26 protein-coding genes are annotated in these 21987 nt (G+C 46.2%); 21 read left to right on the top strand and 5 right to left on the bottom strand.

Features of this window, described 5'->3' with window-relative positions:
* The first annotated feature begins 18 nt into the window (after positions 1 to 18).
* Together H2R00_RS12325 and H2R00_RS12320 are read left to right on the top strand one after the other, a co-directional pair.
* Positions 19 to 357 (top strand): hypothetical protein, encoded by a 339-nt coding sequence (locus H2R00_RS12325; protein ID WP_154995731.1) that lies wholly within the window; start codon positions 19 to 21, stop codon positions 355 to 357.
* Between the two features lie 124 nt (positions 358 to 481).
* Complete coding sequence (locus H2R00_RS12320) at positions 482 to 1630, top strand: acyl-CoA dehydrogenase family protein (RefSeq protein ID WP_182069246.1); 1149 nt, start codon at positions 482 to 484, stop codon at positions 1628 to 1630.
* Positions 1631 to 1675: 45 nt separating this feature from the next.
* Here the strand turns inward: H2R00_RS12320 and fbpB are convergent, their stop codons facing one another.
* The 3 genes from fbpB to H2R00_RS12305 all read right to left on the bottom strand — a co-directional run bounded on the left by fbpB (position 1676) and on the right by H2R00_RS12305 (position 2728).
* Positions 1676 to 1831, bottom strand: coding sequence for a Fur-regulated basic protein FbpB (gene fbpB / locus H2R00_RS12315; protein WP_003179099.1), 156 nt, complete (start codon positions 1829 to 1831; stop codon positions 1676 to 1678).
* Between the two features lie 2 nt (positions 1832 to 1833).
* On the bottom strand, positions 1834 to 1992 hold the full coding sequence (gene fbpA / locus H2R00_RS12310; protein ID WP_154996619.1) for a Fur-regulated basic protein FbpA: 159 nt from the start codon (positions 1990 to 1992) through the stop codon (positions 1834 to 1836).
* A gap of 415 nt (positions 1993 to 2407) precedes the next feature.
* Positions 2408 to 2728: a thioredoxin family protein gene (locus H2R00_RS12305; protein ID WP_003179104.1), complete on the bottom strand. Its 321-nt coding sequence runs from the start codon at positions 2726 to 2728 to the stop codon at positions 2408 to 2410.
* 160 nt (positions 2729 to 2888) lie between these two features.
* Here H2R00_RS12305 and H2R00_RS12300 point away from each other — a divergent pair, with 160 nt between their 5' ends.
* The 6 genes from H2R00_RS12300 (at position 2889) to H2R00_RS12275 (ending at position 10143) form a co-directional block, all read left to right on the top strand.
* Positions 2889 to 3974, top strand: a complete 1086-nt coding sequence (locus H2R00_RS12300; protein ID WP_154996621.1) for a D-alanine--D-alanine ligase — start codon at positions 2889 to 2891, stop codon at positions 3972 to 3974.
* A gap of 138 nt (positions 3975 to 4112) precedes the next feature.
* Positions 4113 to 5483, top strand: coding sequence for a UDP-N-acetylmuramoyl-tripeptide--D-alanyl-D-alanine ligase (locus tag H2R00_RS12295; RefSeq protein ID WP_182069244.1), 1371 nt, complete (start codon positions 4113 to 4115; stop codon positions 5481 to 5483).
* 66 nt (positions 5484 to 5549) lie between these two features.
* Positions 5550 to 6260 carry an alpha/beta hydrolase gene (locus H2R00_RS12290; protein WP_182069242.1) on the top strand — a complete coding sequence of 237 codons (711 nt, stop codon included), beginning with the start codon at positions 5550 to 5552 and terminating at the stop codon, positions 6258 to 6260.
* 352 nt (positions 6261 to 6612) lie between these two features.
* Entirely contained in the window at positions 6613 to 8076 is a 1464-nt protein-coding gene (cshA, locus tag H2R00_RS12285) for a degradosome RNA helicase CshA (RefSeq protein ID WP_154999318.1), read from the top strand.
* 113 nt (positions 8077 to 8189) lie between these two features.
* Complete coding sequence (locus tag H2R00_RS12280; protein WP_154999317.1) at positions 8190 to 8669, top strand: PH domain-containing protein; 480 nt, start codon at positions 8190 to 8192, stop codon at positions 8667 to 8669.
* On the top strand, positions 8659 to 10143 hold the full coding sequence (locus H2R00_RS12275; protein ID WP_182069240.1) for a PH domain-containing protein: 1485 nt from the start codon (positions 8659 to 8661) through the stop codon (positions 10141 to 10143). Before H2R00_RS12280 ends, H2R00_RS12275 begins: the two co-directional genes overlap by 11 nt.
* On the opposite strand, the gene H2R00_RS12270 is transcribed toward H2R00_RS12275, so the two are convergent.
* Complete coding sequence (locus H2R00_RS12270) at positions 10140 to 10739, bottom strand: rhomboid family intramembrane serine protease (RefSeq protein WP_043926794.1); 600 nt, start codon at positions 10737 to 10739, stop codon at positions 10140 to 10142. The genes H2R00_RS12275 and H2R00_RS12270 overlap by 4 nt on opposite strands.
* 343 nt (positions 10740 to 11082) lie before the next feature.
* Between H2R00_RS12270 and H2R00_RS12265 the strand changes: the two genes are divergently transcribed.
* The 13 genes from H2R00_RS12265 to H2R00_RS12205 all read left to right on the top strand — a co-directional run bounded on the left by H2R00_RS12265 (position 11083) and on the right by H2R00_RS12205 (position 21381).
* Positions 11083 to 12042, top strand: coding sequence for a LolA family protein (locus H2R00_RS12265; RefSeq protein WP_182071071.1), 960 nt, complete (start codon positions 11083 to 11085; stop codon positions 12040 to 12042).
* 225 nt (positions 12043 to 12267) lie between these two features.
* Positions 12268 to 13437: an alanine racemase gene (gene alr / locus H2R00_RS12260; protein WP_182071070.1), complete on the top strand. Its 1170-nt coding sequence runs from the start codon at positions 12268 to 12270 to the stop codon at positions 13435 to 13437.
* Positions 13438 to 13548: 111 nt separating this feature from the next.
* A complete protein-coding gene (locus H2R00_RS12255) occupies positions 13549 to 13830 on the top strand; it encodes a CopG family ribbon-helix-helix protein (protein WP_006638778.1) in 282 nt (93 codons plus the stop codon).
* Positions 13831 to 13834: 4 nt separating this feature from the next.
* Complete coding sequence (ndoA, locus tag H2R00_RS12250; RefSeq protein WP_003179128.1) at positions 13835 to 14185, top strand: type II toxin-antitoxin system endoribonuclease NdoA; 351 nt, start codon at positions 13835 to 13837, stop codon at positions 14183 to 14185.
* Between the two features lie 117 nt (positions 14186 to 14302).
* Positions 14303 to 15130, top strand: coding sequence for an RsbT co-antagonist protein RsbRA (locus tag H2R00_RS12245; RefSeq protein WP_182069238.1), 828 nt, complete (start codon positions 14303 to 14305; stop codon positions 15128 to 15130).
* Positions 15131 to 15133: 3 nt separating this feature from the next.
* Positions 15134 to 15499, top strand: coding sequence for an STAS domain-containing protein (locus H2R00_RS12240; protein ID WP_043926799.1), 366 nt, complete (start codon positions 15134 to 15136; stop codon positions 15497 to 15499).
* Positions 15500 to 15501: 2 nt separating this feature from the next.
* The gene (locus tag H2R00_RS12235; RefSeq protein ID WP_023857861.1) at positions 15502 to 15903 is read left to right on the top strand and encodes an anti-sigma regulatory factor; all 402 of its coding nucleotides are present in this window, start codon (positions 15502 to 15504) and stop codon (positions 15901 to 15903) included.
* A 10-nt stretch (positions 15904 to 15913) separates the two neighbouring features.
* Positions 15914 to 16921, top strand: a complete 1008-nt coding sequence (locus H2R00_RS12230) for a PP2C family protein-serine/threonine phosphatase (RefSeq protein ID WP_154999312.1) — start codon at positions 15914 to 15916, stop codon at positions 16919 to 16921.
* A 58-nt stretch (positions 16922 to 16979) separates the two neighbouring features.
* Positions 16980 to 17306 carry an anti-sigma factor antagonist gene (locus H2R00_RS12225; RefSeq protein ID WP_154999311.1) on the top strand — a complete coding sequence of 109 codons (327 nt, stop codon included), beginning with the start codon at positions 16980 to 16982 and terminating at the stop codon, positions 17304 to 17306.
* Entirely contained in the window at positions 17306 to 17788 is a 483-nt protein-coding gene (rsbW, locus tag H2R00_RS12220; protein WP_154999310.1) for an anti-sigma B factor RsbW, read from the top strand. The genes H2R00_RS12225 and rsbW overlap by 1 nt, the downstream gene beginning before the upstream one ends.
* On the top strand, positions 17754 to 18545 hold the full coding sequence (gene sigB, locus H2R00_RS12215) for an RNA polymerase sigma factor SigB (protein ID WP_176277431.1): 792 nt from the start codon (positions 17754 to 17756) through the stop codon (positions 18543 to 18545). The genes rsbW and sigB overlap by 35 nt, the downstream gene beginning before the upstream one ends.
* Positions 18542 to 19141, top strand: a complete 600-nt coding sequence (locus tag H2R00_RS12210; RefSeq protein WP_182069236.1) for a PP2C family serine/threonine-protein phosphatase — start codon at positions 18542 to 18544, stop codon at positions 19139 to 19141. Before sigB ends, H2R00_RS12210 begins: the two co-directional genes overlap by 4 nt.
* Before the next feature lie 77 nt (positions 19142 to 19218).
* Positions 19219 to 21381 carry a Tex family protein gene (locus H2R00_RS12205; protein ID WP_182069234.1) on the top strand — a complete coding sequence of 721 codons (2163 nt, stop codon included), beginning with the start codon at positions 19219 to 19221 and terminating at the stop codon, positions 21379 to 21381.
* Positions 21382 to 21408: 27 nt separating this feature from the next.
* On the opposite strand, the gene H2R00_RS12200 is transcribed toward H2R00_RS12205, so the two are convergent.
* Positions 21409 to 21972 carry a TetR/AcrR family transcriptional regulator gene (locus H2R00_RS12200; RefSeq protein WP_154999307.1) on the bottom strand — a complete coding sequence of 188 codons (564 nt, stop codon included), beginning with the start codon at positions 21970 to 21972 and terminating at the stop codon, positions 21409 to 21411.
* Between the last annotated feature and the right edge of the window lie 15 nt (positions 21973 to 21987).

The raw sequence follows: 21987 nt of genomic DNA, 5'->3' as shown, positions 1-21987 counted from the left end.
ATGGGGGATGAGACATCCATGAAAAAATTTATTGCGGCATTGCCGATTGTATTGCTGTTGTCATTTTCATTTGTTTCTTTTGCCTTTAACTTCGATCATCTCGTCTATTTTAGACTTGCGCTCGGACTATTTTCGCTTGCAGGTTTGTTTCTGTTATATAAATTGAAAAACGGTGTCCGCTTCTTTATGGTGTATCTTTATGGAAGCTGGGTCGTGCTGGCCGGAATCGCCGCATATGAAGAACCGCTTTTTTCCGATTTCTTCTTCGGCGGCCTTACGATCACGATGGGCTACTTAACGTACATGCTGATTTATCTCGGTATGAAGGTTGACCGCCGCGGCGGTCAAGCCGTTTAGTTAAAAGCGCACCTTGCTGAAGGTGCGCTTTTTTGTTTTGCCAAGGCTATCATTTGCACAACGAGCCGTGAACGAACTATAATACTTATTAAATCTATCGGAATTTGGTCAGGAGGATGCCGGTGTGTGTTCAATATTTGTGAAAACGGAAAGGCAGCAGGAATGGTTCGGTAAAATCGGAAAACTGGCGGATGAATTTGAGAAAACTGCAGCGTACTATGACGAGCATGCCCAATTTCCCGCAGAACATATTCAAAAGCTGCGGGATTCAGGCTACACGGCGCTGACGGTCGGAAAAGATTACGGGGGAGAGGGTATTTCGCTCTACGACATGCTTTTATTTCAGGAACGGCTTGCCAAAGGAGACGGACCGACGGCTCTCAGCATCGGCTGGCACTTAAGCGTGATGGGAGAACTGGCAGAAGGAAACAGCTGGGATCGGCATGTGTTTTCATCGATTTCACATGAAGCATTAAAGGGCGCGCTGATCAACAGAGCTGCAAGTGAAGCGCAGACGGGCAGCCCGACAAGAGGAGGACGCCCCGGAACCCATGCAGTCAAAAAGAACGGCGGCTGGATTGTAAACGGCCGTAAAACATTCACAACGATGTCTCCGGTTCTCGACTACTTTCTTGTCACCGCTTGGATTGAAGAGAAGCAAACGATCGGCGTTTTCTTGATCCATAAAGATGCGGAAGGCTTGGCAATAGAAGAAACGTGGGATATGGCGGCGATGAGGGGCACGGGAAGCCACGATTTGGTGCTGACCGATGTCCGTCTCGACGAATCCATGCTTGTTGAGCTGTTAGCAGGTAAAAGAACGGATAAAATCAACGGCTGGCTGCTTCATATACCGGCTGTATATTTAGGGATCGCACAAGCAGCGAGAGATTATGCCGTTCAATTTGCAAAAGACTATCAGCCGAACAGCTTGAAAGGTCCGATCAAAGAAGTGCCTGCCGTTCAGCGCCATATCGGCGAAATCGATCTGGAACTCATGAAAGCCCGCCACTTTATGTATCATGTCGCAGAGCTTTATGATGACCCGGAGCGCCGCGCCCTTTTGACAGGTGAGCTCGGAGCGGTTAAGCATACGGTAACGAATACGGCCATTGCTGTCGTAGACAAGGCGATGAGAGTCGTCGGAGCGAAGAGCCTGGCGAGAACGAACCCGCTCCAAAGATTCTATCGCGATGTCCGGGCGGGCCTCCACAACCCCCCGATGGATGATGCGACAATCGGCAAGCTTGCAGGAATTGCATTCAGCGAATAGTTTCAGCGAAATAAAAAAGAAGCCGTTCAAAATGAGCGGCTTCTTTTATGTTTGTTTTGCTTTAGAAATGGCCAAAAGGCGGTTCTCGTGTCTGCGGTCGATCTTGTCATAAATGACTTCCATTTCTTTCGGATTCTTGGCGATTTCTTTTTTATATTCTTCGACAAGCTGATGAAAGGTTTTAATCTTCCGTTTTGACATGATTATCCGCCTTTCTTGATGGATTGGTATTCGCTTTCAAGTTCGCTTAAAGATAATTCGTAAAGGTGGCGCTCTTCTTTTTTATATATGCCAAGCTGGATAAGCCGCTGAATGAGTTGTTTCTTTCTCATTTCCACCGCTTTCTTTAAGTGAGGGGCCATGTGATCACCTCGTCAACCATTATTGATACTGATAATCATTATCAATTATATGTATTATACTAAACAGTATCACTGGATGTAAAGAGACATCGCTAAAAGAATATTGAACAAAATTGAAAAATATGAATTATTATCCAAAAAAATATATAAAAAAGAAGCCGACAAGGGCTTCACAACTAGAAAAAATAATTGCAAAATAGGAACAAAAAACATTCTACCTGAATATAAAAAACGAATCAAGAACTTTTTATGAAAATTCGACATTTTACGTTTCCCGGGAAATACTCGTGTCGAATTTTTAATGAAAGCTCATTCTATTATGAAACAAATATTGCTGCTGTCCCGTCTTATATAAAAGGACATGGGATGTTCCCATGTCCTGCCGTTCAGACAAAAAATCTGGACTTTAAACGAATTAGCTAATATGTTCAGCCAGGAATTCATTCACTTCTTCAGGCGTTTTGGCATTTGCGCTGTGAAGGTGACCCGTTTTTTCGCCGTTCTTGAAAATCAACAGGCTTGGAATGCCCATGACCTGATACTTGTCGGCAAGTTCAGGAAGGTCGTCTTTATTCAGCTCATACCAGTCATTTTCCTGATAAGCCTCAAGAATGTCTCCGATGAACATGTTCATGCGTGTGCAGTCCGGGCACCAGTCAGCGTAAAATTTGACGATGATTTCTTTATCGGATTGGATCAGTTCATTAAATTGCGCTTCTGTTGTGATTTTTTTCAATTGCAACCTCTCCTTTTCAATGCCATTTTAATATAAAATGAAAAGGATTTACATACAAATGCTTTTTATATGCTGTTTTTAGACCGCAATAAAATAATTAGATCATTTTCCTGGGAAAGTGATAAGATAGTAAAGATGAATCCAGTGGGGGGAGTACGAATTGAAGACAAGATTAGGATTGGTATACGGCGGAAAATCAGCGGAGCATAACGTTTCTCTGCAAACCGCGCTGGCCGTCACGAAAGCATTAGATACTGAAAAATTTGATATACACCCGATTTATATAACAGAAAAAGGCGAGTGGGTGAGAGGGCCGCAACTGACAGAACCTGTTTCAAATGTGAAAATGCTTCAATTTGAACAGACGGGCCAGACATTTTCTCCGGCTGTGTTAAACCGGGATATGTTTCCGGGCGAAGCTGATGTAAAAGAAGACTCGATTGATGTTGTTTTCCCGCTTTTGCACGGACCGAATGGGGAAGACGGCACAATTCAAGGCATGCTTGAACTACTGAATGTGCCGTATGTGGGCAACGGAGTCTTAGCTTCCTCTGCGGGCATGGATAAAGTGGTCATGAAGCATCTGTTTGCACAGGCAGGTCTTGACCAGGCGAAATACGTTTCATTCGTGAAAAAAACCTGGAGTCAGTCTAAAGAAGAAAGCTATGATCAAGTGGAAGCGGAACTTGGTTATCCGTGCTTCGTAAAACCGGCTAACCTTGGATCAAGCGTCGGTATCAGCAAATGCAGAAACCGTGAAGAGCTTGACCAAGCCTTTGAACTTGCATTCCAATATGACCGCAAAATTGTCGTTGAAGAAGGCGTCATCGGCCGGGAAATAGAACTCGGCGTTCTTGGGAATGATGAACCTGTCTGCTCAGTCGCGGGGGAAATCGCTCCGAAGAAAGATTTTTATGACTATAAAGCAAAATACGAAGACGGCGATACCGATTTGATTATTCCGGCTTCCCTGACAGAAGACGAATACGAAACAATGCGCAGCATGGCGGTCAAAGCGTTTCAGGCGATTGACGGCTCAGGCCTTGTGAGAGCGGACTTTTTCCTTACAAATGAAGGCAGGGTCCTGATCAATGAAGTCAATACGATGCCGGGATTCACCCCGTTCAGCATGTTTCCGCTTCTCTGGAAGCAATCAGGGGTTGAGTATGCTGAACTGATTGAGAAGCTTGTTGCTTTGGCAATCGAGCGCCACGAAGAAAAACAGCAGATCAAACATACATTTTAACGGGACGGAGCGGACCGAATCCGGGGAGCTTTCATGGAGAAAGGCGCGGCAGGCGGTTCGCCCTTAGATACAGCTGCAGACACTATCCTTATTTGTGGTAGTGTCTCTTTTCCTTGCTGGAGAAAGAGAGGGACATACATGATAACGAGAACGGTAAAAGAAATTGCTGAAATGTCGGAAGGCGTTTTGACGAATGAAGCTTTTGAAGAGCGTCTTGTCAAAGGTGTCTCAACCGATTCGAGAAAACTGGCGAAAGACCAACTGTTTATTCCGCTTGCAGGCGAGCGGTTCAACGGACACGTTTTTGCAGAGCAGGCTTTTCAGGAAGGTGTCGCGGCCGTGCTGTGGAACCGGAGCGAACCGAATCCTCCGGAAGGGAAGCCGGTCATTTTAGTTGATGATACGCTGGAAGCGCTGCAGAAGCTTGCGAAAGCATACAGGCATCAGCTGGACGTAAAAGTTGTCGGCGTGACCGGTTCAAACGGGAAAACGACGACAAAAGACATGATTCATGCTGTGTTGGGCACCGAGTATAAAGTGCATAAGACAGAAGGAAACTACAATAACCATATCGGCCTGCCCCTGACAATTCTGGCGATGCCCGAAGACACAGAAATCGCCATTTTGGAGATGGGGATGAGCGCCAAAGGAGAAATCGATTTTCTTACTCGTTTGGCGCGCCCTGATATCGCAGTCATTACAAACATCGGCGAATCACACCTCCTTGAACTCGGATCAAGAGAAGGAATTGCAGAGGCAAAGCTCGAAATTGTCAATGGGCTTTCAAAAGAAGGCACACTCATTTATGTCGGAGATGAACCGCTGCTCACCGAAAGGCTTAACCAGCCGCCTTACGATACAAAGACGTTTGGAGAGGATCCGGCTTTCGATTATCAGCTTGAGGATATGTCACAGACGGAAGAGGGCACAGCATTCTGTGTCAGAGGAATCGAGAACCGGTTTTTCATCCCGGTGCTCGGAAAGCATAATGTGAAAAACGCTTTAGCTGCGATTGCGGCCGGAGACCTTCTGAATGTCAGCCGGGCTCACATTGCTGAAGGGCTGACTAAACTGAAAGTGACCGGAATGCGGCTTGAGCTTGTGAAGACTGCGGACGGCGTTGCGATCATTAATGACGCCTATAATGCAAGTCCGACATCGATGAAAGCAGCGATCGAGCTTGTCGAACAGATGAAGGGATACGGCAAGAAAATTCTTGTTCTCGGCGATATGCTGGAGCTCGGCGAAGGAGAAAAAGTGTTTCATGAAGAAATCGGGCAGGCAGTCAATCCGGACTCGATCGACTTTTTATTTACGTACGGAGAACTCGGTGCATATATTGCAAAAGGGGCGCTTAAACATTTCCCGGAACACCGCGTCCTTCATTTTAACCCGGAAGACAAAGACAGTTTGAAAAAGACATTGAAAGACAAAGCGAATACAGGGGATTTGATCCTCATCAAAGCGTCCAGAGGCATGCGCCTTGAGGATGTTATAAAAGATTTGTAAGGGAACATTGAATCATAAAGTCGTTTTTTTATGTGATAATCAGTAAAAGAAAACGGGTGAATGGTCATGATAGGATGTTTATGCATTCACGGATTTACCGGAGCACCGTATGAATTGGAACCGCTGGCTTCTCATTTAAAACAGACGGCAGATTGGCAAGTCGAAATGATCACGCTGCCCGGGCACGGGGAGAGGCCGGTTTTAAAAGGCGTCTGTTTTCAGGAATGGATCGCTTGTGCTGAAGTGGAGCTCGTCCTCTTGTTGAAAACGTGTGAGACGGTGTTTTTAATCGGATTTTCAATGGGCGGGATGATTGCCGCCTATTTAGCCGGAAAATATCCGGTCAGCCGCCTTGTCCTGTTGAGTGCGGCCGCCCAGTACATCAGCCCGGGACAGCTGATCCAGGACTTGAAGAATGTGATCAAAGATTCTCTGCAAGGCAAGATTGAGGATAATTTGCTTTACAAAAGGTACAAACAAAAGCTGACAAGCACTCCGGTGTCATCAGCATTTCAGTTTCGCAAGCTCGTCAAGATGACAAAGCCTGCTTTAAAAAATCTCCGGATCCCTGTGCTCATTGTTCAGGGGGAGTGTGATTCAATCGTGCCGCTGTCAAGCGCGTATTACTTGTATGAAACCATACCTTCCGATGAGAAAGAGCTGTGCCTCTTGCCGGAATCCAAGCACCATGTCTGCCTTGAAGAAAACTCCGCTACCCTATTTCAAACCGTTGAGGCGTTTCTCAAAAAAACGCCGATTGAATCCATAAAAAAATAAATAATTGAACGGCAATCTGCAAAAAATAATCTGGGATGCTGGGAGGGAAAAAAATGAGCGTATGCTGTCGAAAGCTGCACAAGCCTGTGTTACAATGTGTAAAAGACGCCTCCGGGCGGGCTTTATATTTCGATGCCGGACGGCTACGCCCGAGGTCCATAGGAGACTGCCGAACCGGCAAGAGAGCACACCGCTCACTCTCATCTTGTTGAAAAACGTATAACGGAATGGTAATATAACATGTAAAGTAATTCGGGCTTTGCATAAGTATGGACCTGTCCTTTGCACAAAGGGCAGTTTTTATTGATAAAACACGATTACTGAAACAGTAAGCAGAAGGAGTTTGAATACATTGACAATAACGTTTCAAGATTTTCAATTAAGTTCTGATCTCACAAAAGCAATCAAGCGTATGGGATTTGAAGAAGCAACACCAATTCAGGCACAAACGATTCCACTCGGCCTTGCAAATAAAGATGTGATCGGACAAGCGCAAACGGGAACAGGAAAAACGGCTGCATTTGGCATCCCCCTTGTTGAGAAAATCAACCCCGAGTCTCCTAACATTCAAGCCATTGTTATCGCACCTACTCGTGAACTAGCCATTCAAGTTTCTGAAGAGCTATACAAAATTGGACAGGATAAACGCGCTCGCGTGCTGCCGATTTACGGAGGACAGGATATCGGACGCCAGATTCGCGCGCTCAAGAAAAACCCTCATATTATCGTCGGAACACCTGGCCGCCTGCTTGACCATATCAACCGCCGCACGATGCGTCTTCAAACCGTGAACACCGTTGTGCTTGATGAAGCGGATGAAATGCTGAACATGGGTTTCATCGAAGATATCGAATCCATCCTTTCCAATGTGCCTGCTGAGCATCAGACATTGCTGTTTTCTGCAACAATGCCTGCTCCGATTAAGCGGATTGCAGAACGTTTCATGACCAACCCGGAGCACGTGAAAGTGAAAGCGAAAGAAATGACAGTATCAAACATCCAGCAGTTCTACCTTGAAGTTCATGAACGCAAAAAGTTTGATACGCTGACACGTCTTCTTGACATCCAGTCTCCGGAACTGGCGATTGTATTCGGCCGGACAAAGCGCCGCGTCGATGAGCTGACTGAAGCGCTTAATCTGCGCGGTTATACAGCTGAAGGAATCCACGGAGATTTGACTCAGGCGAAGCGGATGGTTGCACTCCGGAAATTTAAGCAAGGCGCAATTGAAGTGCTCGTTGCGACAGACGTTGCGGCACGCGGCCTTGATATTTCAGGTGTAACACACGTTTACAACTTCGATGTGCCGCAAGATCCTGAGAGCTATGTTCACCGCATCGGAAGAACGGGACGCGCGGGCAAAACAGGAATGGCGATGACCTTCATTACACCGCGTGAAAAGGATATGTTGCGCGCCATTGAGCAGACGACAAAACGCAAAATGGACCGCATGAAAGCACCGACTCTCGATGAAGCCATTGAAGGACAGCAGCAGGTGACGGTTGACCGTCTCCGGACGATCATTGAGGAAAATAACCTGAACTTCTATATGACGGCTGCAGCTGAATTATTGGAAGATCATGACTCTGTGACGGTTGTTGCTGCTGCCATTAAAATGATGACAAAAGAGCCGGATGACACGCCTGTACGCCTGACAGAAGAGGCTCCTCTCAGATCAAAGCGAAACAAGAGCCATCACCAACGTTCATCAAAACGCAGAGACGGCGGCGGCTACAGAGGAAAGAACAATCGTTCATCCTATGATAAAAAGCGTTCTTCGAATGACAGACGCCAAAAAAAATCATATAATTCATAAGCAAAAGGCGGATCCTTTTTTACGGATTCGCCTTTTTTAAAAAACTAAAGCCTTTAAATGAAACATTTTCAGCCTGAAGACCGTAAATAGAACTAGATTGGGGGAATCGAGTTTTGAGAAGTGAGCCGAAAAATCAAATCAGCCGTGATGGCGTAAAAGTCTGGAGAATCACAGCTTGTATCACATCATTCGTACTCATGCTGGTTGCAGCAGGCCTGATTGCCGCCGGAGTATTATTTAAGTGGCCGGTATGGATCGGCATTTTGTCAGGAGCCGTTTGGCTGGCGATTTCATTTGTTATCATCATCATTATTCCGAATATCCGCCACAGAATTTGGCGCTACGAAGTCCATGAGAACGAAATCGATATTCAGCACGGCATCTTTGTGGTGACCCGTGTGATCGTTCCGATGGTCAGAGTCCAGCATGTTGATACATCGCAGGGCCCCATCCTCAGAAAATATAATCTCGCCTCTGTACAAATTTCAACAGCCGCGACGACCCATTCCATTCCCGCTTTGGATGTTGAAGAGGCCGATCAACTCAGGGACTCCATTTCCAGGCTGGCAAGGGTGACTGAAGATGATGTCTGAACCGAGACGCATGCACCCCGCCGCCGTCATTCTCAACTTTATCAAAGGACTTGTTGAGACCGTTAAAAATTTTATCATTCCATTTGGTGTGGTGATTTTTTTAAATCAGTCGCACACAGTCAAAATGATAGCGATCGCCGCGGCTGTGCTGTTTTTCATTTCTTTGGTCGTGACAAGCATTATCAAGTGGAGAAAATTTACATACCGTATCGAAGAGGATGAATTGCGAATAGAGGAAGGCCTGATCAATAAGAAAAAAAGGTATATTCCGATCGAACGGATTCAAACGATCAACACGAGCGCAGGCCTCATTCAGCAAATGTTCAAGCTTGTGAAGCTTCAAGTTGAAACGGCAAGCGGAGGAACGGAAGCGGAAGTTTCCTTGGTCGCCATTACCCAGGCTGAAGCCGAACGTATTCAGCAAGCGCTTTTCGAAAGGAAAAAAGCGGCGGAAGACACGGGAGCCGATGTCACGGATCCGCTGGAAGAGACTGCCGAAGAGGCGGAGGAAACAGCGGAAGAACCGGTTATGATGTACAAAATGACCGGACAGGAGCTCTTAACCGCGGCTTCAACATCGAGCGGCATCGGTGTTATTATTTCAGGGGTATTCGCTTTTTTCACTCAAGTTGATGATTTCTTTGATTTGGATTGGCTGTATGACCGCTTTGCGTTTTTGAACAGCGCGGGAGCCACTGTCATCGCATTGGCCGCCTTTGTTGCCCTTTTCATCGCATGGCTTCTCAGCATCGTCGGGATGCTTTTGAAATACGCGAATTTTACAGTCGTGCGTAAAGAGAAGGAAATCGTCATTTCCAGAGGGCTGATTGAAAAGCATCAAATCACGATTCCCCTGCAGCGGATTCAAGCGATTAAAATCAAGGAGAGTCTGATCAGGCAGCCTTTTGGACTTGCAGCCGTCACGATCGTCAGCGCAGGCGGAAACGTTTTGGAAGAAGATAAATCAGCCATCTTATTTCCGATTATCAGCAAAAAAATGATTCATCAGCGCCTCGGCGATTTCATTTCGGATTATGCGCCGGAAGACGATTTGAACCGCTTGCCGAAACGCGCACTGCGCCGCTATATCCTGCGCGCATCCTGGCCGGTTCTCGTCGTCGTTCCGCTTTCCATTCTGTTTCCGCCCTGGGGCTATTTGTCCGCTGTATTGATTCCTTTTTACTGGATTATCGGCTATTTATCATACCGCGATGCCGGATGGAAGATCAGCGGCAGTAAAATCATCATGTCATCGCGCTTCATCGGCAGAACAACCGCTGTCATTCAGCGCAGGCGTATGCAGGTTTTCGAAGTCAGCCGTTCGTATTTCCAGCGCAGAAAACAGCTTGTTTCGATTCATACATCAACAAAATCGTCTGTTTTAATGGAGAAGTTTTCGGTGGCAGATGTCGAGAAGAAGGATGCGGATGATATTTTTGCATGGTATTCTTATGAAAAAAGAGTGAACGGTTAAAAGCCGTTCACTCTTTTGTTTAACAACGGAGGAGCCAAGGCGAGTCCGCCCAGCAGTCCGAAGATATGCGCCATGATATTGATATTTTGGTTGACAAACGTCATCAAAACCGAAATGGCGAGGATGGTGACGATGATTTGGGAATTGGCGCTCCCCATCAGCTCTTTTCGAAACAGCACGATGTACAGGTACACGCCGAACAAGCCGAAAATCGCCCCCGAAGCGCCGACATGCATATACTCCAGCGGTTCGATGAAATACGTGCCGATATTGCCGATCACTCCTGATCCGATATAAACGATGAGAAACTTGAGCTTTCCGAGCATTCGTTCCAGCCCGGGGGCAAATAAGAAGATCGACATCGAATTAAAGAGCAAGTGGCCGAATCCGGCGTGAATAAAAATCGGCGTCACAAACCTCCACCATTCTCCATTCGCTATCCCCCAGTTAAAGCCAATCAATAAATCAGACCACATCTGTACGGCCGTAAACGGAATTAAAAAAAGAATCCAGATGGCAAGCTGCAGGGCCAGTATGGCGGATGTGACCGGGTAGAGCCTGATAAACGTCTGAAAATTTTCTGTTCTGATAAACATGCTTATGATTTAAGCCCCTTTACAATGATCTCGTACATATATAGTAACACGTTTATGACCAGGCAGCGGCGATTAGTACGGAGGAGAAAAATGATTTTGAAAGGTTGTCATGCTAGTCTGCATATTGTCTGAGACACGCTCATATATTGGGTAGTGCAATAAGGGAGACGAGTCGTTGCAGGCTTTTATGGTACGCACGCCGATACAGCCGGCCCTGTTCTTATGGCGTACCGTTAAAGTCGAACAAGCGGTTTCTTCCTTTTTACATCAATGATTAAAAAGGGGTTGAAAAAAGGTGAGAAAAAGCTTTGTTTTGCTTTTAACGGGGCTGCTTGTAATCCTTATGCTTTCTGCCTGCGGCCAAAAATCGCAAGAAGATGTTGTGACGGGGCTCGACAAGAAGGCAAAAGAATACACGTCCTATAAGGCAAAAGCGAAAATGACGATTGAAACGGGAAATGAACCGCAGGAGTACAACGTGGAAATCTGGCATAAAAAACCTTCTCTTTACCGGGTCTATTTGGAAAACCCGAAAAAAGACCAGAGCCAGGTGATCTTGCGCAATGAAAACGGCGTGTTTGTTTTGACTCCGTCGCTGAATAAAAGCTTCCGCTTTCACAGCGACTGGCCCAACAACAGCAGCCAAGTATACTTATTCGAATCGCTCGTAAAGGATGTCAAAAATGATGGGGAAGCTTCTTTTTCCGCAAAGGATTCAAAATACATTTTTGAAACGAAAACGAATTATCAGCATAATCAGATGCTGCCGACCCAGGAAATCGTTTTCCATAAAAAGACTATGGCTCCTTCATCGGTTAAAGTGATGGATACGGACCGCAAACCGATGGTAAAGGTTGAGTTTACAAGCTTTGAATTCGATAAGCCGCTCGATAAAGACTCATTTGATGAAAAGAAAAATATGACGCTTTCTCAAATTGACGTAGCGACAAGCGCTGACGTGTCAGACTCTTTTGCCGTCAAAACGCCGCTTGATGTGCCTCAGGGCGTAAAAAAGCTTGAGGAGAAAGAAATGGCGACCGAAGACGGCAAACGAATTGTCATCACATACGGCGGTGAAAAATCCTTTACATTGATTCAGGAAAAAGCCCGCGTCGCCAAAACGTCCACTTCCGTATCCATGAACGGAGAGCCGGTTGACCTCGGCTTCACGGTCGGCGCACTGACAGATAAATCGTTGTCATGGACATATGACGGAGTCGATTATTTCATCTCATCAGAAGATCTAACTCAAGATGAACTTCTGATGGTTGCAAAAAGCATGCAGGGCCAGTCTTCAAAATAGACTGTGCCGTATCAGGCAGCCTGTTTTCCGCCCGGAAGCGGAAAGCAGGCTGTTTTTATATTTGTGACACAAGCGTATGTTTTCGACAACTTTTCCGTAAAATGTATAGCGTGCCAGCAATTTTTCTTTTGTTCGGGGCTGATGGTCCCGTACATAATTTCCCTTTCTCCGAACTTTTTAGTATGATGGGAAGGACGATTGAAACAAGGAACAGGAAGTGTCATGATGAGCTTAAAACCATTCTATAGAAAGACTTGGGCCGAAATCGATTTAACGGCTTTAAAAGAAAACGTGCGCAATATGAAGCGTTACATCGGCGAGCATGTCCACTTGATGGCCGTCGTTAAAGCGAATGCCTACGGTCACGGGGATGCACAGGTAGCGAAGGCGGCTCTTGCAGAAGGGGCGTCCATTCTTGCTGTGGCTTTACTGGATGAAGCGCTTTCGTTGAGAGCACAGGGGATTGAAGAACCGATTCTTGTCCTCGGTGCAGTGCCGCCCGAATATGCAAGCATTGCCGCGGAAAAGCGCATTATCGTGACGGGCTACTCCGTCGGCTGGCTGAAAGACGTGCTCGGTTTTCTGGGTGAGACCGAAGCTCCTCTTGAATATCATTTGAAGATCGACACGGGCATGGGCCGCCTTGGCTGCAAAACGGAAGAAGAGATCAAAGAAATGATGGAGATGACCGAATCGAGCGATAAACTCAATTGTACAGGCGTGTTCACTCATTTCGCGACGGCGGACGAAAAGGACACCGATTATTTCGACATGCAGCTGGACCGCTTTAAAGAGCTGATCAGCCCCCTCCCGCTTGACCGTTTAATGGTACATTCGTCAAACAGCGCCGCGGGTCTGCGCTTCAGGGAACAGCTCTTTAATGCCGTCCGCTTCGGCATCGGCATGTACGGTTTGGCGCCGTCAACCGAAATAAAAGACGAGCTGCCGTTTCGTCTGCGGGAAGTGTTTTCGCTTCATACTGAACTCACCCATGTGAAAAAAATCAAAAAGGGCGAGAGCGTCAGTTACGGGGCGACATATACGGCTAAGCGCGACGAATGGATCGGGACAGTCCCCGTCGGGTATGCTGACGGATGGCTGAGGCGCCTGGCCGGAACTGAAGTGCTGATCGACGGAAAACGCCAAAAAATAGCAGGGAGAATCTGTATGGACCAGTTCATGATTTCCCTTGCGGAAGAATACCCTGTCGGCACAAAGGTTACCTTGATCGGGAAGCAAAAAGACGAATGGATTTCAGTCGACGAAATCGCCCAAAATTTGCAGACGATCAATTATGAAATTACCTGTATGATAAGTTCAAGGGTGCCCCGTATGTTTTTGGAAAATGGGAGTATAATGGAAATAAGGAATCCGATCTTGCCTGATCAATCCTGAAAATTGATGAATTAGCGGAAAAACAACTTTGCTTGCGAAAAGAATAATGATATCATTATGGATGGAATGGATAGAGTGTTGTATCCGTAAGTTTGGTGGAGGTGTATGTTTTTGTCTGAATCCAGCGCAACAACTGAAATATTGATTCGCTTGCCAGAAGCTTTAGTATCAGAACTGGATGGTGTCGTCATGCAAGATAACGGGAGCAGAAATGAACTGATTTACCAAGCCACAAAAATGTATTTGCGCGAGCGCAAAAATCGACAAATTCGGGAATCGATGAGACGCGGTTATATGGAGATGGCCAAGATCAATTTGAACATCTCTTCTGAGGCTCAATTTGCAGAGTATGAGGCTGAAAACACAGTAGAGCGCTTAGTAAGCGGAGGATAATCATTTGATTGTTAAACGCGGCGATGTTTATTTTGCTGACCTATCTCCTGTTGTTGGCTCAGAACAAGGCGGGGTGCGCCCGGTTTTAGTGATTCAAAACAACATCGGCAATCGCTTCAGCCCAACTGCTATTGTTGCAGCCATAACAGCCCAAATACAGAAAGCAAAATTACCTACCCACGTCGAAATTGATGCGAAACGCTACGGTTTTGAAAGAGATTCCGTTATATTGCTCGAACAAATTCGGACGATTGATAAGCAAAGATTAACGGACAAAATCACCCATCTCGATGATGAAATGATGGAAAAGGTCAACGAAGCCTTACAAATCAGTTTGGCACTCATTGATTTTTAATATGGATGAAAGTTGCTCGAGGCGAAAGAGCAACTTTTTTTGTTTTAAAAAATAACAAACGATATAATGGAACTGTTAGGTCAAAAAATGTTTTCAGATGTAGTTAGGGGGATGAACATGTCGAATCAAGAGGTGTTAAAATTTATCTCAGAACACCAAAACGTACTCGCCGGGAATTTGGCGGATATTCTGAAAGACTTAAACGGCAACATGACAAACGTGAAGCTGACTGAACACATGTATGAGACGATCAGCAATGAATACATTCATATCCTCATGAATGAGTCCGGGGACGGGAATGAAAAATCGATCGACACCATCTACCAGTTTTCTTCAAAAGCCGTACAGCTTGGTGTTCCGCTGAAACTTCTGTCGTCTGGGTTATCAGCTTTTTGGAAGCACCTGTACTATGAAATGAACAAGGATGTCCCGGAAGATCAGCAGTGCTATGATCTGATTTGGGAAATCGATAGGTTTATTGAACCGATCAACAGCGAAATCTTGAATCAGTATGCGATCTCCTGGGAGAAAACAGTTGCTCTGCAAAGGGTCGCATTACAGGAGCTTTCGGCCCCGCTGATCCCGGTTTTTGAGAATATTACGGTGATGCCGCTCGTCGGCACGATCGATACGGAGCGGGCCAAAAAGATTATGGAAAACCTGTTGAGCGGCGTCGTCAAACACCGGTCTGAAGTCGTCCTCATTGACATTACCGGCGTGCCTGTCGTCGATACGATGGTCGCACACCACATTATGCAGGCTTCCGAAGCCGTCAGACTGGTCGGCGCTAAATGCTTGCTCGTTGGAATCCGCCCGGAAATCGCGCAGACGATTGTGAATTTGGGAATCGATTTAACTCAGGTTATTACAAAAAATACCCTGCAAAAAGGAATTCAAACCGCATTAGAAATGACAGACAGAAAAATTGTTTCATTGGAGGAATAAGTTTTGAGGATACCTAACATTCCAATTTTGAAGCTGTATAACTGTTTATTGGTATCCATTCAAGTGGAGCTTGATGACCAAACCGCTCTGAAATTCCAAGAGGACCTGCTGAACAAAATATATGAGACCGGTTCGAACGGAGTGGTGATCGATCTGACTTCAGTGGACATCATCGATTCATTCATCGCCAAAGTACTTGGCGATGTCATTTCAATGTCAAAACTGATGGGCGCCAAAGTCGTTCTGACTGGCATCCAGCCGGCTGTTGCGGTGACATTGATTGAACTCGGCATTTCTTTGGACGAGATCGAGACGGCGCTCGATCTCGAAAAGGGGCTCGAGACATTGCAGCGGGAATTGGGGGAATAAATATGGCAGACCAATCCTGTGTAAAGATTTTGACAGAATGGGACATAGTGGCCGCCAGACAGCTCGGGCGAAATGTCGCAAAAGAACTGGGGTTCGGCACAGTGGACCAGGCCAGAATCACGACAGCCATCTCAGAACTGGCACGTAATATTTATTTGTATGCCGGAAAAGGCCGAATCTGCATCGAACAGGTTCAGGAAGAAGGAAAAAAGGGGTTGAAAGTCATAGCGGAGGATGAGGGGCCGGGAATCGCTGACATCAAAAAAGTGATGGAAGACGGTTTTTCAACCTCAGGCGGCCTCGGAGCGGGCCTGCCTGGAGTAAAGCGTCTGATGGACCAATTTGAATTGCATTCGGACGCGGAAAATGGAACGGATATACAAGCCATAAAGTGGCTGCGGTAGGAGGGAAGGAATGGATTTCAGGGAAGTGATTGAGCAGCGCTATCGACAGCTGCTTAGCCGTTATATATCTGAATTAACAGAGACATCCCTTTATCAGGGGCAGAAATTCAGCAGAAAAACGATTGAACATCAAGTGCCGCCGGAAGAGATTATTAGCATACACCGAAAAGTTCTGTCTGAATTATATCCGGATCTTCCAGACCATGTGTTCCATTCTCTCGATTTTTTAATTGAAGTGATGATTGGATACGGTTTGGCCTATCAAGAACATCAGACATTAAGAGGAATTCAGCAGGAAATTAAATCGGAAATCGAAATTGCCGCGAATGTCCAGCAAACGCTGCTCGAGACAAAGATCCCGAAAGTTGAAGCGCTCGAAATCGGAGCGGTCAGTGTTCCAGCTAAGCAAATGAGCGGTGACTATTATCATTTTGTACGGGACAAGGAATCGATTAATATCGCCATTGCGGATGTGATCGGGAAAGGAATACCGGCTGCGTTATGCATGTCGATGATCAAATATGCGATGGACTCTCTGCCGGATTCGGGCACGTCTCCTTCACAGGTGCTGAAAAACCTGAATAGAGTCGTCGAACAAAATGTAGATCCAAGCATGTTTATTACAATGTTTTATGGCAACTATCATCTTCAAAAACACCTATTTACGTTTTCATCTGCCGGTCATGAACCTGGCTTTTATTATTCTTGCAGGGAAAATAAATTTTACGATTTAAACGCAAAAGGCCTCGTTCTTGGCATTTCATCACAATACGACTATGAGCAGTACGAGCAAAAACTGGATATTGGCGATATGATCGTTCTATTTTCAGATGGTGTAACCGAATGCCGGACAGACAGCGGGTTTTTGGAGCGGTCTGACTTGCAGAACCTGATCAATGTACATATGGAGAAACCGGCTCAGCAAATGGTTGACAGTATATACGAACATCTGCTCAAGCTTCAGGATTTTCAGCTTCATGACGATTTTACTCTCATTGTTTTAAAAAGAAAGGTTTAATGCTTCTCTTCGCTGGGTAATAAACCAGTAGCTCATTAAGAGAACCAGAGGTGATATTGTGAATTTGGCAGTCGATACGAAAAAAAATGATCATGTGATAGAAGTAAAAGTGGCGGGCGAAATTGATGTGCATACGGCTCCGGCATTGCGGGATGAGCTGATGCCGCTCGCGGAAGAAGGGAAAGATCTCAAAGTTTGTCTGAAAGACGTTGCATATATGGACAGTACAGGACTGGGTGTATTTGTCGGCATTTACAAAGCGGTAAACAGAACTGGGGGTTCTTTAGTGCTTGAAAATCTGTCAGAGCGTTTGATCCGTTTGTTTGATATTACAGGCTTAAAGGACATCATTGATATTTCTGGAAAGTCAGAGGGTGGATTATAATGAAGAGAGCAGCTGATTACATTGAAATGAAGTCACCTGCCAAACCTGAATACGTAGGAATCATTCGTTTAACCCTGTCGGGGATTGCGAGCAAGATGGGGTATTCTTATGATGACATTGAAGACTTGAAAATTGCAGTCAGTGAAGCGTGCACAAACGCTGTGCAGCATGCTTATAAAGCAGACAAAACAGGAGAGGTCTCCGTCAGATTCGGCGTGTTTGAAGACCGCCTCGAAATCGTCGTCGCAGATCAGGGTGACAGTTTTGATATTCAGGATAAGCAGAAGGGGCTCGGCCCATATTCCCCTGAGCATACGGTAGATCAATTGTCAGAAGGAGGGCTCGGTTTATATTTAATGGAGACGCTCATGGATGAAGTGCATGTCCAGATTGACTCAGGCGTAACCGTCTCGATGACAAAGTTCTTAAACAGGGAGCGAGTTGATGATGGCACAACCGTCCAAAACTACGAAACTAACTAAAACCGAAGTCGACACGCTGATCAAAAAATATCAGGAGAGCCAGGATGAAGACGCTCAGCTGACCCTTGTTCAGACTTATAAAAATCTGGTCGAAACACTCGCCAAAAAATATTCAAAAGGAAAAAGCTTTCATGAAGATTTATGCCAGGTTGGGATGCTTGGATTGCTTGGAGCCATCAAACGCTATGATCCCGATGTAGGAAAATCGTTTGAAGCGTTTGCCATTCCGACTATTATCGGAGAAATCAAACGGTTTCTCCGAGATAAAACATGGAGCGTCCACGTCCCGAGAAGAATCAAGGAGCTCGGGCCGAGAATCAAAATGGCGGTGGATCATTTAACGACTGAAACGCAAAGGTCCCCAAGGGTCGATGAGATTGCCGAGTTTCTTGACGTTACAGAAGAAGAAGTGCTGGAAACGATGGAGATGGGCAAAAGCTATCAGGCGCTTTCCGTCGACCACAGTATTGAAGCAGATGCAGACGGCAGCACGGTGACGATTCTCGACATCGTCGGCTCGCAAGAGGAAGGCTATGAAAAGGTGAACCAAAAGCTGATGCTTGAAAGCGTATTACACGTACTGTCCGACCGCGAAAAGCAAATCATTGAACTGACATATATTCAAAACAAAAGCCAAAAAGAAACCGGTGACATGCTGGGCATATCGCAAATGCACGTCTCACGGCTGCAGCGCAAAGCTGTCAAAAGGCTGAGGGAAGCTTTGGCTGAAGATCCGTTTATGGAGCTTAAACCATGATTTGGACTGAGTCGAATGAGCATATGCAAGCGCTTGTTTATCAGCTTCCTAAAGAAGGAAAAGCCGTCTGCGGAGACAGTTTTTATTTCCATGCGACAGACGAGACCATGGTGTGCGCACTGGCTGACGGGCTTGGCAGCGGTGCGATGGCACTAGAATCTTCTTCGGTCATCAGTGAAGTTGTCGAAGAGCACGGTCATGAAGAAGTCGCAAGCTTGATGGAACGGTGCAATCAAGCGCTGAAAAATAAGCGCGGTGCGACTGTGGCGATTTTAAAAGCCGATTTTCGAACAAGAACGATCGCTTACAGCTCTTTAGGCAATATCCGCTTTATCTTGTACGCTCCTTCGGACAAATATATCCACCCTCTCCCTGTGACGGGATACATGTCGGGAAAGCCGCAAACATACAAAACATTCACCTATACGTATGAAAAAGGATCAAGATTCATCATTTATTCAGACGGATTGGAAGTACCCGCCCTCCGGACTTATTTAAAACAGCACCATACACCGGGAGATATATCGAATCAGCTTGAATCATACACATTAATGGGAAAAGACGATCTCACCTATATCATCGGACAGCTTTTTTAAGAAAGCTGCCCTTTGATATAGGTGTTTTTCTGTTTCTTTTGGTACACTAAGAAGACAACATTCTCTTGGAGGCTACAATGGATACTTTAGCGTTAATCGTCAAACAAATCGCAAAAGAAACGGGGCTTGAGCCAAAGCATGTCGAAAGTGTCATTCAATTATTAGAGGACGGCAACACCGTTCCCTTTATTGCGAGATACCGCAAAGAACAAACGGGCTCCATGGATGAAGTCCAAATTCAAACAATCTCCGAACGCTGGGGATACATCCAGCATTTAAATCAACGGAAAGACGAAGTCATCCGGCTGATCGACGAACAAGGTAAGCTGACCGGACAGCTGAAGCTTGATATAGAAAAAGCGGACAAGCTTCAGGAAGTTGAAGACTTATACAGACCTTTTAAACAAAAACGAAAAACAAAGGCGACGATCGCCAAAAGCAAAGGCCTTGAACCTTTGGCTGATTTCATCATCTCGCTCCCGCGTAACGAAGACGTAGCAGCCGAAGCCCGCAAGTACATAAATGAAGAAAAGGAAGTCATGAGCGCCGAAGAAGCGCTTGAAGGGGCAAAGAACATACTGGCGGAACGGATCTCAGACGAACCGGAATACAGGAAGTGGATCCGGCAGGAGACGTTTAAAAGAGGAACGCTGAAGTCCGCGGCGAAAGATGCCGAAGCGGATGAGAAGAAAATCTATGAAATGTATTATGAATACGAAGAGCCGATTCAAAAAATCGTTCCTCATCGCGTGCTTGCGGTTAACCGCGGCGAAAAAGAGGAGATTTTGAGAGTGTCGGTCGAGCCGCCGGCAGACCGTATTCAAGCGTACTTGGAAAAACGGATTTTTCAACACAAGCAAACAAGTGCTCAAGATGTGCTGAAAAGCGCGATCGAAGACGGCTATAAGCGCCTGATTCAGCCGTCCATCGAAAGAGAAATCAGAAAAGAATTGACGGAAAAGGCGGAAGATCAAGCGATTCACATTTTTGCCGAAAACCTGCGCAAGCTGCTGCTGCAGCCGCCGATGAAAGGAAAGCTCGTTCTCGGCGTCGACCCGGCATTCCGCACGGGCTGCAAGCTTGCAGTTGTGGATGAGACAGGAAAGATGCTCAAGATCGACGTCATATACCCGCATCCTCCCATCAATAAGAAAAGCACAGCCATCGAAAAAGTGAAACGCATCATCGAAGATTTTCAAATCGAGGTCATCGCAATCGGGAACGGAACGGCATCAAGAGAGACGGAACAGTTTATCGCCGATCTTTTGAAGGACATCGACAGAAGGGTGTACTATCTGATCGTCAATGAAGCGGGAGCCAGTGTCTATTCGGCATCAGAGCTTGCGAGGGAAGAATTTCCCGATCTGCAGGTTGAAGAAAGAAGCGCCGTGTCGATCGCACGCAGACTCCAAGACCCGCTCGCCGAACTCGTCAAAATCGATCCCAAGTCGGTCGGCGTCGGCCAGTACCAGCACGATGTCAGCCAGAAAAAACTAAACGATTCGCTCCGCTTCGTCGTGGAAACGGTCGTCAACCAAGTCGGCGTCAACGTGAATACGGCGTCAGCCGCGCTCTTGCAATATGTAGCCGGACTATCGAAAACAGTCGCGGCCAACATCGTCAAAAAACGGGATGAAATCGGAAAATTCACGAGCCGGAAAGAGCTGAAAGACATTCCGCGCCTGGGCGCGAAAACGTATGAGCAATGCATCGGCTTTTTAAGGGTGCCTGACGGCGATGAACCGCTCGACCGCACAGGCATACACCCTGAGAGCTATAAAGAGACGAGAGAGCTCCTGAAAAAGTTCGGCCTGTCAACAGCCCAAATCGGCACAAGAGAGCTTCAGGACAAAATCAACGAACTGAATATTTCCGAAGCAGCTGAACAGCTGGGGATTGGGGAAATCACCCTGAAAGACATTTGCGCCCAGCTGACGAGGCCTGAGCGCGATCCGAGGGATGAAGTCCCTAAACCGCTCTTAAAAACCGATGTGCTTCAATTAGAGGACTTAAAAGAGGGGATGGAGCTACAGGGGACAGTACGGAACGTCGTCGACTTCGGGGCATTTGTCGACATCGGCGTGAAACAGGACGGGCTCGTCCACATTTCCAAGCTCAGCCATTCCTTCGTCAAGCATCCGCTCGACGTTGTGTCGGTCGGGGACATCGTGACCGTATGGGTAGAAGGTGTCGACGCTGCAAAAGGAAGGGTATCCTTATCGATGGTGAAAGATCGTTAGGACTGCAGTCAGCCTGCCGGAAGCTTTTTATCCCGGGGGGTCAAGTTTTAACTGGATGCGGTAGATGACGCTGGCTATATGTGCCGGCGTCTGAACCATTCCGTCGTTGATCCACTCTTCCAGAATGCCGACCGCTCCGGAAACTAGAAACGTTATTTCCATTTCATCGCATGTTATCTCATTCCCTGATTGCTGCATCATGCTCAATTCTTCGAAAATCTTCTGCTTGAAAAACTCTTTAAATTTATTGATGGTCAATATATTTCTTTTCGGTTTCGTCAACAAAGTGAAGATCGCAGCGTTTTGATAAATATATTCGGTCGTTTTTTCGATGAAGGTGAGCAAATTGTGCGGATCTTCGCTCGGAAAATAATCATCGTAAAATTTCCCCAGCTGATCAAACAACTCATTCTCGATTTGTTCATACAAATCAAAGACATCCCGATAATGAAGATAAAAAGTTCCGCGTCCTAAATCAGCGCGTCTCGATAAATCGGAAACGGTAATTTTATTAATTTCTTTCTCATGGAGCAGCTTTAAAAAAGCCTCTTTAATCGCTCTTTTTGTTTTCATAGACCTTCTGTCCTCCATCGGTGACCTCCGTTT

The sequence above is a fragment of the Bacillus haynesii genome, assembly GCF_014042035.1.
Lineage (GTDB): Bacteria > Bacillota > Bacilli > Bacillales > Bacillaceae > Bacillus > Bacillus haynesii.
The sequence above is the reverse complement of the archived record's forward strand: the minus strand, read 5'-3'. Positions and strand labels throughout refer to the sequence as shown.